This window comes from Streptomyces sp. NPDC001709 (assembly GCF_053596375.1).
This window is the reverse complement of sequence record NZ_JBSFGB010000091.1, coordinates 1-13,004: the sequence shown is the minus strand read 5'-3', so window position 1 is coordinate 13,004 and position 13,004 is coordinate 1. Positions and strand designations below refer to the sequence as shown.

Sequence of the window (13,004 nt, the reverse complement as noted above, 5' to 3'; positions counted from 1 at the left end):
CCTCCGCGAGATCCAGTACCGCAGCAACCTCATCGATGGATGTCTCGCCGAAACCGGCCTCACGTTGACGACATCACGCCAACAAGGTCAGTAGCGGTCCGAGGACGACCTGGCGCTGTCGAGCCCGATGCGATCAGGCCGTGACCGGCTGGACTTCCTGGTCGGCCCGGGCGTCGCGGGCGTCCAGGACGGCATTGATGTTTTCCTCGGACCAGGCGCGGATCGCGTGCATCAGCGCGGTGACGCTCTCGCCCAGTTCGGTGGCCGCATATTCGTCCTTTGGCGGAATGGTCGGGTAGACCGTGCGGGTGACCAGGCCGTCCCGCTCCAGGGTACGTAGGGTCTGGGTGAGCATCTTCTGGGTGATGCCGTCCAGGCGGCGCCGCAGTTCACCGAAGCGCACCGGGCCGGCGGGCAGTGCGCCCATGACCAGCATGGTCCACTTGTTGGCGAGCACGTCCAGGATCTGGCGCGAGGGGCAGGCGGCCAGATAGGCATCTGCGTCAACGTAGAAGCGCACGTTGTCCCAAGCCGGTACCTGGACCGACGCAGGTACTGGTCCGCGTCAGGGCGACCAGCGTCAACCCCGTGGAACTGTTCGTCCGCTCCGGGGCGTTCCCGTTGCTGGGCGAGCCTCCTTTCGTCCTGGGCTGGGACGTCTCCGGGGTGGTGGAGCAGGTCGATCCGGGTGTGCACCGGTTCCAGGTCGGCGACGAGGTCTATGGAATGCCGTACTTCCCGGCCGCGGCCGGTGCGAACGCGGAGTACCTGGTCGCCCCCGCACGGCAGTTGGCCCGCAAGTCCGCAGGCATCAGCCACGAGGAGGCCGAGGCGCTACCGCTGGTCGGCCTGACCGCCTGGCACGCGCTGGTGGAGATCGCGCAGCTGCGGGCGGGGCAGCGCGTTCTGATCCACGGTGCGGGCGGAGGGCTCGGGCACGTCGCGGTGCAATTGGCCAAACACCTCGGCGCGGAGGTGATCGGCACGGCGAGCGCGGCCAAGCACGAGTTCCTGCGCGCCTTGGGTGCTGACCAGCTGGTCGACTACCGGACGCAGGACTACACCGAGGTGCTCCGGCATGCGCCGGTGGACGTGGTGTTGGAGACCCTGGGCGGCGGGAACGCCGAGCGTTCCTTCGGCGTGCTGCGGCAGGGCGGCGTGCTGGTGACGGCGGTGGAACGGCTCAGCACCACCCTGCCGAAGCTGGCGGAGCAGTCCGGCGTACGCTTCGCGGCGGTCGGCGTGGAGCCGGACGCGGCCGGCCTGGAGGCACTGACCGAAATGGTCGAGGCGGGGAAGCTTCGGGTGCACTTGCAGCAGGTGTTCCCGCTGGAGAGGCTGGCCGAAGCGCACGAGGTGCTGGCTGCCGGCAATGTGCAGGGCAAGCTTGCGATCACGGTCTGAAAGGATCGCGTGAGATGTGATTAGGGACATACACACTGCACGACATCGTCGGCTTCCTGCATCGGGCCGGGTCGGCCGAAGTGGGACGGGTTCCGGGCGCTGGTCCCGGGTTCCGGGCGCTGGTCTCCTTCGATGCCGGCCGGGTCCAGAGTGGGGCCGATCCTCGATGAGGCCGAACACACCGCCGATCCGGTCCGTCCCATCCGGCTGTTCGGCCTCTCGCCGGCCACGGTCCGTGCGGTAGGTGCGCGCCGCGCGCCCGGACCAGTGCCAGCCGCCTCCATCGGGCCTCTGGGGCCCGGTCAGGTGGTAGCCAGCGGTCGGTTCCCGTGCGGGTGCAGCCGGTCGGTGAGGAAGGCGAGGATCTCGTCGCGGGCCCGGACCGTGGGATGGCCGGCCTCGTCGACGAGATGGGCGGTGACGACGCTGTGCGGGGTGCCGACCATGTCTGCGAAGAAGGGCGGCGGGACCGGGTTGGCGGCGCTGTCCGGGAGGACGCGTCCGTCAAAGGCGTCGCCGAGCAGCGCGCGGTAGGCGGCGAAGCGCTGACCCGTGCACCAGCGGTCGCCCTCGAAGCGGTAGGCGAGGACGGTGAGTCCGTCGCGGTCGAGTCGGTCGCGCACCGCGCGCGCGTCCGCCGCGTCGAGTTCGAGTCCGCCGGGGTCGTCGAGCGGCAGCGACGGGTGGTTGACCACCGGGGCTATCACCGCCGGCTCCAGGGCCATGGTGAGGGCGAAGTTGCCGGTGAAGCACAGGCCGATCGCGCCCACCCCCGGCCCACCGCACGCGGTGTGGGCCTGGCGCGCCAGGCCGCGCAGCCAGACCGTCACCGGGCTGGTGCCGCCCCCGGCGAAGGCGCGGAACTCCGCGCTGACACAGGCGCGGCGGACGACCTTACGGCCGCCCTCGACCGTGGGGAAGGCACCGTCCGTCCCGAACAGGGAAGGCACATGGACGGTGAAGCCCGCGTCCCGCACCCAGCGCGCGAGCCGCAGGACGTCAGGACTGATGCCCGGCATCTCGGGCAGCACCACGACCGCGGGCCCGACCCCGGCCACGTACACCGTCTTCTCCACCCCCTCAACGGCCACGCTCCGGCGGGTGAAGTCGGTGATCGGATCGTCGTCGCTCATGGGTCCAGCCTGGTCCCGGGGTCGGCAGCCGGGTGAGGGGCGGGATCGCCAAGGCCAGGGGTAATCTCGCCACACGCGACCCGGTGGGCGGCCCGGGGCCGGGGACACCAGGGGGTACGGGAGCGATGGCGGAGGCGGCGCGGCAGGCGGAGGACGGTGTGGGTCCGGGCGCCGGGCCGGGTGCGCTGCGGATCGGGGTCATGGCGTACCCGGGCTGCTTCGCGTCCGAAGTGTTCGGCGTCCCCGACCTGTTGACGATGGCTGGGCATGTCGCAGGACCGGACGCGCCCGGGTACCGGGTGTCGGTCGTCTCGCCCCGCCGCCGGGTCACCGCCTCGGGCGGCGCGAGTCTGGACGTGCGTCCCGTGCGCGAGGTGGACGTCCTCGTGGTCCCCGGCTTCGAACTGCGCCCGGACACGGACCTCGACACGCGGCTCGCCCGGCTCGCCCCCGAGATCGCGGCGATCCGGGCGCAGGCCGCCGCCGGCACCGCCGTCGTCTCCCTCTGCGTCGGCGCGTTCCTGCTCGCCGAGGCGGGGCTCCTCGACCGGCGCCGGACCACCACCTCCTGGCTGCACGCCGGGGAACTGGCCAGGCGCTACCCGGCCGCCGACGTGCGGCCCGAGCACCTGGTCGTCACCGACACGGGGGTGACGACCACGGCCGCCTTCAGCGCCATGTACGACTTCGCGCTGGACCTGATCCGCCGACACAACGGTGACCGGGTGGCCCGCACCACCGCGCGGTTGGCGCTCGTCGACGACGCGCGGACCTCACAGACCCCGTACGTCGACGGGCGGCTCCTCCCGCAGCCCGGCCGGGAGTTCTCGCAGCAGGTCATGCGGTGGCTCGACCAGAACCTTGCCGAGCGGTACGACCTCGCCACGCTCGCGGACGCGTTCCGGGTCAGCACCCGCACGCTGCTGCGCCGCTTCGCCGACGAGACCGGACGCAGCCCGCTGGCCCATCTGCAGACCTCCCGGGTCAACCGCGCCCGCCATCTTCTGGAGACCACCGACCGCACCGTGGCCGCCATCGCCGTGGCCGTCGGCTACCAGGACCCCGGCACCTTCGCCGCCCTCTTCGCCCGCCACACCGGCCACCGCCCGAACGCCTACCGGACCGCGTTCCGCCGCACGGACCGGGCGTCCGCCCCGGACGGCGCTGCCGCTCGGTGACCGCGGAATCCGTGCTCGGCCAGCGGCAGGGCGGCTCCACCCAGTCGCGTTCGATGTCAGAGCCGCTGGTGTCACGGCAATGCATTTCCGCAAGGCGGCTGGTGACGGGGAAGGTCGCGGTGCCCGATCACACCCTGGTCAGCCGGTGCTGTTGAAGCACTCCCTTCCGGGATGCCCGAGAGAGGGGTAGTAGCACGCGCGCAGCTTCGAGGGGTGAGGGGCGGCGATCATGGTCGTCGTCACTTCATTGTCGGTCGGCCGTACCGCTTCAACGGCGCTCTGGGGGCGCGCGTCGGGGCCGGTGATCTCGATGCGGAAGCCAGGGTGCGTGGGCCAGGCGCGGATCCATCCGGCCTGGCAGCTCGGGCTGAGGCGGATTTCGAGCCGGGTGCCGTCGGCTGCCGTGTGGGAAGCCGTGGTGGTGGGATCCTCACACGCCGTCGTACGCGGGTTACGACCTTCACACGAGCGCAGCTGGCATATGGGCGGGCGGGTGGCCGTCCGGGAGGTGGTGGTGCGGGACGCGTGGATGACAACGGCGGGCGCCACCATCGCCGTACACAGCAGGAGCACCCCGACCGCTGTGCTGGCAGGACGCCTGTCGATCACAGCGGATGCTGCAAGCAGCACTCCGCGTGCGCGGCTGACGGGTTGTACGGTGGGCGGGCTGTCGAGTACGGCGGTGTCGATGCCGGAACTGGGTGGGGATGTCTGGTCAGAGCCGGGAGACATCGTGTGCCCGCGTCCGCTCCAGGCCACGTCCGCCAGTGCCCACTGCGCCAGGAGTTCGTCCTCTGTCTGATGTGCCGCCTTGCACAGGGCCTGGACGGCATGCCGGGGTGGGAACTGCTTGCCATTGAGGTACCGCTCCCAGGACGACTTGCTGATGGCTGTCGCTTGCGCCAGTTCGGTGAGGGTCAAGCGGCTGCCGTCTTTCAGGTTGCGCAGGTCAGTGACGAGACGGGAACAGGCAGCGGGCAGATCCTGGGGCAGCCTTCGCCAGCGAGCCGCAGAGTACGCCATTCCCCCGGTCCCTCTTTCCTCATCGTCGTCTATTCCACATGGCGCAGTAACGCCCAAGTCTGCTCGCCGACTATCCCGTCGGCAGGTACGTGGTCCTGACGCTGCAACCGTTTGACCTCTGCCTCCGTGCGTTCGCCGAAATAGCCGTCGACGTCACCGGGTGACAGCTTGTGGCGCAGAAGCAGGCACTGCACTTCCGCGGCGTCGGGGCCGGTCGTGTTCCGCATGACCAGCCGGGACGTGGTGGTGCTGTTCCCGGCGAACAACTGGTCGCCATCCCGGGTGTACGTGCACGTGTACTGGCCGACGCCTGCCACGCCAGTCTCAGGGGTTTGCTCACGCCAGGGATCGGTGATCAGTAAAACCGAGGTGATCGCGGAAAGCAGCAGCGCACCCGCGGCAGCGGATAGTGCCGCTACCCGGATCTTCGGCTCCGAATCCGGCTCCTGCGCTGCCGGACCACTCTCCGCTGACGTCACCGCAGCAGTGGTCCAGGTTCTCTCGGCGGCGTCCCGCAAGGCCAGTAACGGCGCGGTGTCCGCACCAACCATCCTGGCCAGCGCTTCGACAGCGGCCTGAGGAGGCAGCGCGTTCCCACTGAGATAGCGCTCCCACGAGGACCTACTGAAAGGCGTCTTCGCTTGGAGGGACTTCAGGCTCAGCCCGCTGTGATCCTTCAGTCGCCGTAACTCCACCACAAGCTGCCGCGCATGTGGATCAAGCGACTCAGGCAGCGCCTTCCATCTCACCACGCCTCCCCGTCAGCACGCGGATCCTCCTCGATGTGCGGAACGCCCGCACAACCAGGGCCTGCCCTCAGTCTCTACTCGTTCGGCCACTCTCGACGTGCGTTCGCCTGACTGCCCACTTTCGTGCGCTGGATTCCGGTCATTCCGGAATCCAGCCCGAGCCGCAAGCACCCGTCGGCTTCCCGGGAAAACGTCCCCCGACCGCGTCTTTGCAAGCCACGACCTGAGACGTCCCGAGACGTCTCCAACTGCTCAACGCCGGTAGAAACGTGCCCTACTCATCCAGCACGCTCATGCTGACGCCAGGCGTCACGCCCAGGAACGAATGGAGCGGCATCAGTCGCTGTCCGTTCAAGGGTTGCGAGTTCAGGGGGTGGGCCGCACCGGGGACCAGAACCTCGGTATCGCGAGCGCCCCCCAGCCATGTACCGCGACTGGAAGGAAGACGTCCATGCGCATGCGACGGATCGCTTCTGCCTTGGCGTGTGTAGCCATCGCAGCAGGTGGAACGATCGCCAGCACGGGAACAGCCGAGGCGGCACGCATCTCCTGCTACGCCTCCAGCTGCAACCACCTCAACCCCTACAAGACCTACTGCACCGGCGACGGGTACGCGGTGCACAGCGCCAAGAACGAGCAGGGGGACGTGGTGTACCTCTACTACAGCCCCTCCTGCAGGTCTGTCTGGGCCGAGTCGTGGACCCGGCAGGTCGGAGACACCATCAGGGTGGAGCGATCGGACGGGTCGATCTACAGCCAGGACGACACGGACGGCACCCACTCCTGGACCGGCATGATCAGCGACGCCGGCTACAAGGCCCACGCCATGATCAGCGACCCCGGCGTCAGCGTATGGGGACAGACGTACCCCGACTTCTGACCCTGAGCCGGCCCTTCGACCTGCGGCCCTGATCACCGGGGGACGTCCGCAGCTCTACGAGCGCAGGCCGGCGCAGACACACTCAATTCAGCCAACGTCAGAGGCAGGGCTAGGGCGTGACGGCGGCGGCCTCGCGGTTCTTCCGCTTCCTGATGCCGCGCTCGATCGCCCTCTGTCTCGCCGACGGTCGATGACGGCCAGTTCATCGTCGCTGAGCGAGTCCAGCACGCCGGTGTGCAGCCGCGGGCGCAGCAGGGCATGACCCAAGACCTCCGGGGCGAGATCGCCGCGGGTGACCATGGAACCAGCGTGCCGGGCAGACCGCTTTCTATCGCAACGCCCAGGGCGATCCGGGCAGTTTCGTTGGATCGGTTGGTCGTTGGTCCGGGCGTGCCGTTAACCGAGGTGCAATGGACGCGGATCGAGCCGTTGCTCCCGGACCGGACCTACATCCGGCTGCGGATGTGGGCCGTCGACGGCACCTGGGAGCGGGTGTTCACCGCGCTGATGACCCCGGCCGACGCCGATGAGTACCCAGCCTGGGCCGTGTCGGTCGACTCCATAATCGTGCTGCGCTCACCAGCACGCGGCCGGGGCGCGCAAAGAGGGGCCCGTCAGGCGAACCGGCTGACCATGGTTCATCCGGCGAGCGGATCGAGGCGACGGTCCACATGTAGACGGCGGCCAGCCGCTGGTTCTTCACGCTCCTGGCCACGACGACGCGGCTTCGGCCCGATGCCTGTGTCACAAGTGCGGCACCGGCGTGAGCCTTGATCGCTCTGGCGTCCGCGAAGCTCTTGTCGAGCCCGAGAAGGTCGTCGCCGAAGCGCGGCTCGCGCAGGAGCTGGGGCACCGGTGGGCGACTTTCCTCGCGCAATCGCCGACCGGCTTCGCCGCGCCGCGGGACCCCGGACCTCCGCGTGACCGGCACCGACGCCGCTCCGTGTGCTTGCCGGGTCGCCCACCGGATGTACCGCCCCGGTGGGCTACCTCGTGTCCGGTCCGCAGGACCCTGCCTCCGGTCCTTACAGAGCCGAGGCGACGGGCGTGTCCAGGCCACGGGCCGCGACGAGGCGTGCGGTCCCGTCGGCCAGGCTGTAGCACAGGCCCACCACAACGGCCTGCCCGGCGGCGACCCGCTCGGCCAGGAGGCGGGAGCGGTCCAGCAGCAGGTCGACGGTGTGCCTTATGTGCTCCGCGAGGATCTCTTCGGCGCTCACGCGTCCGGCGGCCCTCGCCGCCAGCACGCTGGGAGTCACTCGCTCGACGACGTCCCGGACGTAGCCGGCCGGCGCCATACCGTCCTCCAGCGCGGCGCACGCCGCGCCGACCGCCCCGCACGAGTCATGGCCCAGGACCACGACCAGTGGGCAGTCCAGCACGTCGACGCCGTACTCGATGCTGCCGATCACTTCCGGGCCCATGACGTGGCCGGCGGTGCGCACCACGAAGAGATCGCCCAGACCGCGATCGAAGATGATCTCGGCGGCCAGGCGGGAGTCGGAGCACCCGAACAGCACCGCGAACGGGCGCTGGGACGGAGCGACCTCGGTGCGGCGGATGGCGTCCTGGTTCGGGTGCTCCGGGGCACCTGCGACGAATCGCTTATTACCGGCCAGTAGTAGCTCGAAGGCTTCACGCGGGGTTGCGGCCTGGATCTCTGTCATGGCCGCAGACTACGACCGGCCCAGCAGACACGCGCGGCCGGGTCCACGGGCGACGGCCTCCTGGCCATGCGTAAGCCCCTCCCGACGACGTCGTCACAACCAACCAGGCGGGTCCCGCTCACGACGTACGCCCGATGACCGTACGCCGCTGCCACCCGCTGCCCACGAGCGCGCTCGGCGGGCGCGGGAGCTGGACCTTTCGTAGATTGAAGAGCGAGCGACTGGCAGGAAACGCTGTGACACCGAAGATCGACTACACAGGGGTGTTCGCCGCCCTTCCGAGCCCGTGCGTGGTGCTCAGCACGGACCTGGTGATCGCCGACGCCAACCCGGCCTTCTGCGAGGTGACCGGACGGAGCCAGGCCGAGCTGCTCGGGCAGTACCTCTTCGACGCCTTCCCGGACAACCCCGACGACCCGGAGGCCGGCGGGGTGGCGACGCTGAAAGCCTCACTGCACCGCGTCCTGTCCTCCCGCCAGACAGATCACATGGCGTTGCAGAAGTACGACATCCCGGTTCCCGGCAACCCCGAGGCGTTCAAGGAGCGGTGGTGGACCGCGATCAACGTGCCCGTCCTCGGCCCGGACGGAAAGGTCGCCTGGATCATCCACCGGTCCGAGGACATGACCGATGTCGTCCGCGCCCGCCGCACGGCGCACCTGCCGTCGGTCAGCCCCGGCCGGGAAGCGGCCATGGAAGCCGAGTTGTACGCCCGGGCGCGGCAACTGCAGCAGCTGAACGAGGAACTGCGGCAGGCCCACGCCCGGGAACGGCGCATCGCCGTCGCCCTCCAAGAAGCCATGCTCCACTCCCCCGACCTGGCCCGGCACCCGAATATCGCCGTGCGCTACCTGCCCGCCACGGGATCGCTGAACGTGTGCGGCGACTGGTACGACGCTGTCGACCTGCCCGCGGGCCGCTTCACCGTCGCGGTCGGCGACGTGGTCGGCCACGGGCTCACGGCCGCCACCGTCATGGGCCGGCTCCGCAGCGCGCTGAGCGCCGCCACCCGCACCGTCCACGGCCCCGCCCAGGCACTGGAGGTCCTGGGGCTGTACGCCCGCTCGGTCGAGGGAGCACTGGCCGCCACCGCCGTCCAGGTCCTCGTCGACCGCCACAGCCAACTGCTCATCTACAGCAGCGCCGGCCACCCCCCACCCGTCCTCCTGCACCCGGACGGCTCCTGCGAGCTACTCGACCAGGCCACCGACCCGCCGCTGGGCGCCCGCCCCGAACACGTCCCCCGCCCCCAGGCCAACGCGACCTACACTCCCGGCGACACCCTCATCCTCTACACCGACGGCCTGATCGAACGCCGCGACGAGGACATCGACGCCGGCCTGAACCGCCTGACCTCGACGCTCGCCACCTGCACCGAGTTCGGCGCGGAACACCTCGCAGACGCCCTCCTCGCCCGCCTCAACCTCGCCAGCGGCGCCGCCGACGACATCGCCATCGTCGTCGTCCGCCTGGACCGGACGACCCGACCGTACTGACCAGGCCAATGTCGTCGTCGGTGAGCGTGCGGCCATGGGGGTACGCGCCTGGTTTCGTGCAGTCGCAACACAATCGGCACCTGCACCACCTGCGGCCGCACAGTTGAACGCGTTCAAATTTGCTGTCACAATGAGTCTTACCACCTGGAGGGTGCTGGACGAGAGGATCGCGGTCATGACGAGCTCGCTTCTCACGCCGCGAGGCCATGTCCGAAGGCGCATGGCCGACAGGGGAACCGTTGCGGGGAGCACGGCCCCGACGCGGATTCTCGACTGGCAGCATCCGAACGTTTCCTCGTTGCTCCGACGGATCGACATCCCGGCGGACTCGGGCGGCACCTCAAGTCCCGCCCACCACATAGCGGCTCTACGCCAGGCTCACCGATGGATTGCCGAATTGGTGCAGCCGGTGTACTCGGTCCAGGACGAGCGGCCCGTGTCGGAGGTGCTTCGGCGCCGCCGCGGCTCGTGCAGTCAACGGCTGGCGATACTGGAATCCGTAGCGCGGGCATCCGGGGTGGCCACGCGAGTGCGTGGTTTGCTGGTGGACGGGAGGTTCTGGTACCCGCGCTTCCCTCACTTCCATCGGATCGTCCCGCACCAAGTCGTGCTCGCATGGCCAGAGTTCCGCCTTGACGGGCTGCCACCGACCGAACACGTCAGCGCGCCGTGGTTGACAGTCTCGGAGCTCTTCGGCGATCTCAGCGAGCTGGGCGAGGGCAGCGGTGGTGGCTTCACCAACGCCGGCGCGGAGACGCTGTTCGAGGCGTTGTCCAGGACAGCGATCGACTGGGACGGCGCGACACTCTGCCCGACCGCCGGTGCCACGTGCGATCTCTCGACCTACGTCCTGGCGGACCTCGGCCACTTCGACTCGCGTGACGAACTTTTCACCCAGCACGGCCAGACCCTTTGCGGGATGGCGAGACTTCTGGCCGAGCCCATCCTGAGTCGCCGTACGGCGGGCTCACCAGGTGTATCGACCCGGGAGAACCGCAGGTATACCGACAGGTCGGCGTGTATCTCCGCGTCGCCGTCAGAGAAGTTCCCAGGGACGTGAAAGAAACGACGTGACTCGGTCTGCAGCGCGATCCCGAGGGCTGCGCTAGCACCTGGTGCAGCGGGGCCACCCACGCGCGGATCAGCTCACGAGGTTCGCGAAGTGAGGAGTCCGTACGCGAGCCGCCCGCGGCAACGGCGGACGCTGCGCCGATCCCGCCGACTCGGGGACGGCACCGGCCTGGCCAAGACACTGGAGCCGGTAGGCATCGTCCCCGCGCACACGGGGGTTGCTCCCAGCGCACCGTGGCGAAGAACACCGCCGACGGGTCATCCTCGCTTGGAGGGTGTCGTCTCCCCATGCTTCATGCCGCTGCGAGAGACCGACCTGCTGAGTTTCCCCAGCCCCATTCGGCCTTGCCCGGAACCGGAGCTTCCTGCCGGACGTCTTCAGTGATCATGATTGCTGATGCGGACGAGTTGATCAACGACTGGGAGTCGATATGGCAGGGGTACTTCCTCGGGGAGCACGACGCGACCCTCATGGACTGTGTGGAGCGGCTCGACGGGGCGCGGGCTGCCCGGCCGCGTGATCCGGATGTGACGGCGTTCTACACGCTGGGCCTGGCCTGGACGCACGGCCATGCGATGTACGACGCGGATCCCGAGGTGGCGCGGCGGGTGGTGGCAGCGCTGTCGGCCGCCGCCTCGGACCTTGCCGTCGTGCAGGCCGCGTGCCATCACGCGGGTCATCCGTGCGACGACGACCTGAGCACGCACCTGGAGTCCTTCGAGATGCTGTTGTCGCTGCTGGCCGGGGGCTCCGACTACACGTGGGAGGACCTCGACGCGAAGGGCGGGGATCTCACCCCGGGATCCGGCTGGCGCTGCCCGCGCAACGTGGCGGGTTTCGCGCTGGCGGCCGCCGACGCGATCGAGCAACACCGACGGTAGCGCCGCGCGTGCGGCCTCTCGAGCCCACAGCAGGAAGCGGAGAATGCCGTCCACCGCCGGGCGCGAGCCCGGGTGGAACACGCCCTGTCGCGGTTGAAGAACTAGAGGATCCCGCGGGACTGCCGACTCTAGGGCAACGGCGTTCACCAGGCCATGCTCGGCATGGCCCGGCTCCACAACCTGGCCTGCTCCGGATGACTCACACCCCATACAGGACAACCTCTAGCAAGCCTGGTCTATGCACCTGAGCCGCACGGTTTGGCAGGTTCGATCCTCGGCTCAGGCCCCACCCATCGATACTCGGGGTATGTGGGTCCAATGTCTTCGTCGGCCTCGTCCTTGACGACTTCGCGATCTGGTCTCGCTGTCAGAGCACCACTCCACGTGCGTGCCCATCTTCTGCCGCCGCTATCTTCGAACGAGAACACGACAATGGTGTCTACGAAGACGCCGCCTTCGTTATGCGGGTCATGGTCTCGAGTGAGTCTCTCCATATCCAGGTTCAACTGCGAGCAAGGCGGAAGATCGGGGAGCGCGAGCGGCTTCACTCCATCTCGGTTCGTCAGCAGATACGCATATATCTCGGTGACGGGAAGATTGGACCAGTTTGCAACGATGGTTTCTTTGTGTGCATTCTCTCCATGCCTATCCCACATCACGATATGCGTGGCTTGACTGCGGATTTGTTCTTCACTGCTCTGCCGAGACTGTTCGAGTTGGTCTTGGGCGACAAGGACGCCCACGTACGTGCTGATCGCAGTGAAGATGAGCCCGGCACCCGCGGCAACAGCGCCCAGGGCTGTAGCGATGTGGGCCCAGTCCCGTCGACGAGGCCCGGTTTGCTGCAGGCGTCCATCCCGAATGCGACGTAGCAGGCCGACGTGCCTTCGGCTGGGACTCTGTCGTGTGCTGGTACTGGTTGTCCGGCGTCGCCTCGTCTGGCACCCCCCTGTTCGCCTTATTGATAGGCATTGCCGTAACGCTGTCCGTGGATATGCGACAACACGCGCTCACTCCCTCGTGTGGGGGTTGCTGTATCGATACCGCGTCCCCTTGTTCGAAGGTGCCGGCCAACCTGCCGGTGATCACGTGACGGAATGGATCATGCAGCTCCACCTGCCGCAACGTCAGGTTCGTGCGCCAGTACGTCGCCACCAGCAACACCCGGTTCTCCAGCGGCAGCCGCCAGGGACGGCCGCGCTGAACGTCACCACCGCGACGCGGCACCAACGCGACCAGCCTGGTGAACTGCGACGCGGTCAGCCCGGAGAACGGCTCGATCCACTTCGGATCATCCGCTGAGATCCACATGCCAGCCAACGCACAACTGCCCCACCAGTTGCGGGACAACCTCGAGGGCGTGCACGGAATGCTGCGTGCCCCGCGTGTGGGGCCCGCGCGGTGGCGGATCCGAATGCGAACCACCTAGCTACTTGCCCCTGAAAAAGTGTTTGGGCTGGTGACGGGGCTGGCGCTGTAGGACGGCTCTGTGCCGCTGGCTGGCGGGGGCATATCTCCCTC

The 13,004-nt window shown here is 68.7% G+C and carries 11 protein-coding genes and 2 pseudogenes; 7 read left to right on the top strand and 6 right to left on the bottom strand.

Annotation, left to right across the window (positions count from 1 at the left end; translation table 11 throughout):
- Positions 1 to 133: 133 nt before the first annotated feature.
- Entirely contained in the window at positions 134 to 520 is a 387-nt protein-coding gene (locus ACWC0C_RS47140; protein WP_450871282.1) for a winged helix-turn-helix transcriptional regulator, read from the bottom strand.
- Between ACWC0C_RS47140 and ACWC0C_RS47135 the strand changes: the two genes are divergently transcribed.
- A complete protein-coding gene (locus ACWC0C_RS47135) occupies positions 499 to 1,404 on the top strand; it encodes an NADP-dependent oxidoreductase (protein WP_450871284.1) in 906 nt (301 codons plus the stop codon). The two genes, ACWC0C_RS47140 and ACWC0C_RS47135, sit on opposite strands and share 22 nt — an antisense overlap.
- Positions 1,405 to 1,706: 302 nt before the next feature.
- On the opposite strand, the gene ACWC0C_RS47130 is transcribed toward ACWC0C_RS47135, so the two are convergent.
- Positions 1,707 to 2,537 (bottom strand): dienelactone hydrolase family protein, encoded by an 831-nt coding sequence (locus ACWC0C_RS47130; RefSeq protein WP_450871281.1) that lies wholly within the window; start codon positions 2,535 to 2,537, stop codon positions 1,707 to 1,709.
- Positions 2,538 to 2,662: 125 nt separating this feature from the next.
- On the opposite strand from ACWC0C_RS47130, the gene ACWC0C_RS47125 reads away from it, so the two are divergent.
- Positions 2,663 to 3,715 (top strand): GlxA family transcriptional regulator, encoded by a 1,053-nt coding sequence (locus ACWC0C_RS47125; protein WP_450871279.1) that lies wholly within the window; start codon positions 2,663 to 2,665, stop codon positions 3,713 to 3,715.
- A 138-nt stretch (positions 3,716 to 3,853) separates the two neighbouring features.
- On the opposite strand, the gene ACWC0C_RS47120 is transcribed toward ACWC0C_RS47125, so the two are convergent.
- The gene (locus ACWC0C_RS47120) at positions 3,854 to 4,738 is read right to left on the bottom strand and encodes a helix-turn-helix domain-containing protein (RefSeq protein ID WP_450871278.1); all 885 of its coding nucleotides are present in this window, start codon (positions 4,736 to 4,738) and stop codon (positions 3,854 to 3,856) included.
- Between the two features lie 29 nt (positions 4,739 to 4,767).
- Positions 4,768 to 5,487, bottom strand: a complete 720-nt coding sequence (locus ACWC0C_RS47115) for a peptidoglycan-binding protein (RefSeq protein ID WP_450871277.1) — start codon at positions 5,485 to 5,487, stop codon at positions 4,768 to 4,770.
- 451 nt (positions 5,488 to 5,938) lie between these two features.
- On the opposite strand from ACWC0C_RS47115, the gene ACWC0C_RS47110 reads away from it, so the two are divergent.
- Positions 5,939 to 6,367, top strand: a complete 429-nt coding sequence (locus ACWC0C_RS47110; protein ID WP_450871276.1) for a DUF2690 domain-containing protein — start codon at positions 5,939 to 5,941, stop codon at positions 6,365 to 6,367.
- Positions 6,368 to 7,392: 1,025 nt separating this feature from the next.
- Here the strand turns inward: ACWC0C_RS47110 and ACWC0C_RS47105 are convergent.
- Positions 7,393 to 8,034: a carbonic anhydrase gene (locus ACWC0C_RS47105; RefSeq protein ID WP_450871275.1), complete on the bottom strand. Its 642-nt coding sequence runs from the start codon at positions 8,032 to 8,034 to the stop codon at positions 7,393 to 7,395.
- Between the two features lie 236 nt (positions 8,035 to 8,270).
- Between ACWC0C_RS47105 and ACWC0C_RS47100 the strand changes: the two genes are divergently transcribed.
- The 4 genes and pseudogenes from ACWC0C_RS47100 to ACWC0C_RS47085 all read left to right on the top strand — a co-directional run.
- The gene (locus ACWC0C_RS47100) at positions 8,271 to 9,530 is read left to right on the top strand and encodes a SpoIIE family protein phosphatase (protein ID WP_450871274.1); all 1,260 of its coding nucleotides are present in this window, start codon (positions 8,271 to 8,273) and stop codon (positions 9,528 to 9,530) included.
- A gap of 34 nt (positions 9,531 to 9,564) precedes the next feature.
- Positions 9,565 to 10,590, top strand: a complete 1,026-nt coding sequence (locus tag ACWC0C_RS47095; RefSeq protein WP_450871272.1) for a transglutaminase domain-containing protein — start codon at positions 9,565 to 9,567, stop codon at positions 10,588 to 10,590.
- Between the two features lie 398 nt (positions 10,591 to 10,988).
- The gene (locus tag ACWC0C_RS47090; protein WP_450871271.1) at positions 10,989 to 11,483 is read left to right on the top strand and encodes a hypothetical protein; all 495 of its coding nucleotides are present in this window, start codon (positions 10,989 to 10,991) and stop codon (positions 11,481 to 11,483) included.
- A 51-nt stretch (positions 11,484 to 11,534) separates the two neighbouring features.
- A pseudogene (locus ACWC0C_RS47085) lies at positions 11,535 to 11,681 on the top strand (IS5/IS1182 family transposase); the annotation flags it as partial.
- Between the two features lie 915 nt (positions 11,682 to 12,596).
- Here the strand turns inward: ACWC0C_RS47085 and ACWC0C_RS47080 are convergent.
- Positions 12,597 to 12,794 (bottom strand): annotated as a pseudogene (locus ACWC0C_RS47080) (IS5/IS1182 family transposase); the annotation flags it as partial.
- Positions 12,795 to 13,004 lie beyond the last annotated feature (210 nt).

Coding starts and splice junctions, on each gene's coding strand:
- ACWC0C_RS47130 (WP_450871281.1), bottom strand. CDS start 2,537: ATGAGCGACGACGATCCGATCACCGACTTCACCCGCCGGAGCGTGGCC.
- ACWC0C_RS47125 (WP_450871279.1), top strand. CDS start 2,663: ATGGCGGAGGCGGCGCGGCAGGCGGAGGACGGTGTGGGTCCGGGCGCC.
- ACWC0C_RS47120 (WP_450871278.1), bottom strand. CDS start 4,738: ATGGCGTACTCTGCGGCTCGCTGGCGAAGGCTGCCCCAGGATCTGCCC.
- ACWC0C_RS47110 (WP_450871276.1), top strand. CDS start 5,939: ATGCGCATGCGACGGATCGCTTCTGCCTTGGCGTGTGTAGCCATCGCA.
- ACWC0C_RS47105 (WP_450871275.1), bottom strand. CDS start 8,034: ATGACAGAGATCCAGGCCGCAACCCCGCGTGAAGCCTTCGAGCTACTA.
- ACWC0C_RS47095 (WP_450871272.1), top strand. CDS start 9,565: ATGGGGGTACGCGCCTGGTTTCGTGCAGTCGCAACACAATCGGCACCT.
- ACWC0C_RS47090 (WP_450871271.1), top strand. CDS start 10,989: ATGATTGCTGATGCGGACGAGTTGATCAACGACTGGGAGTCGATATGG.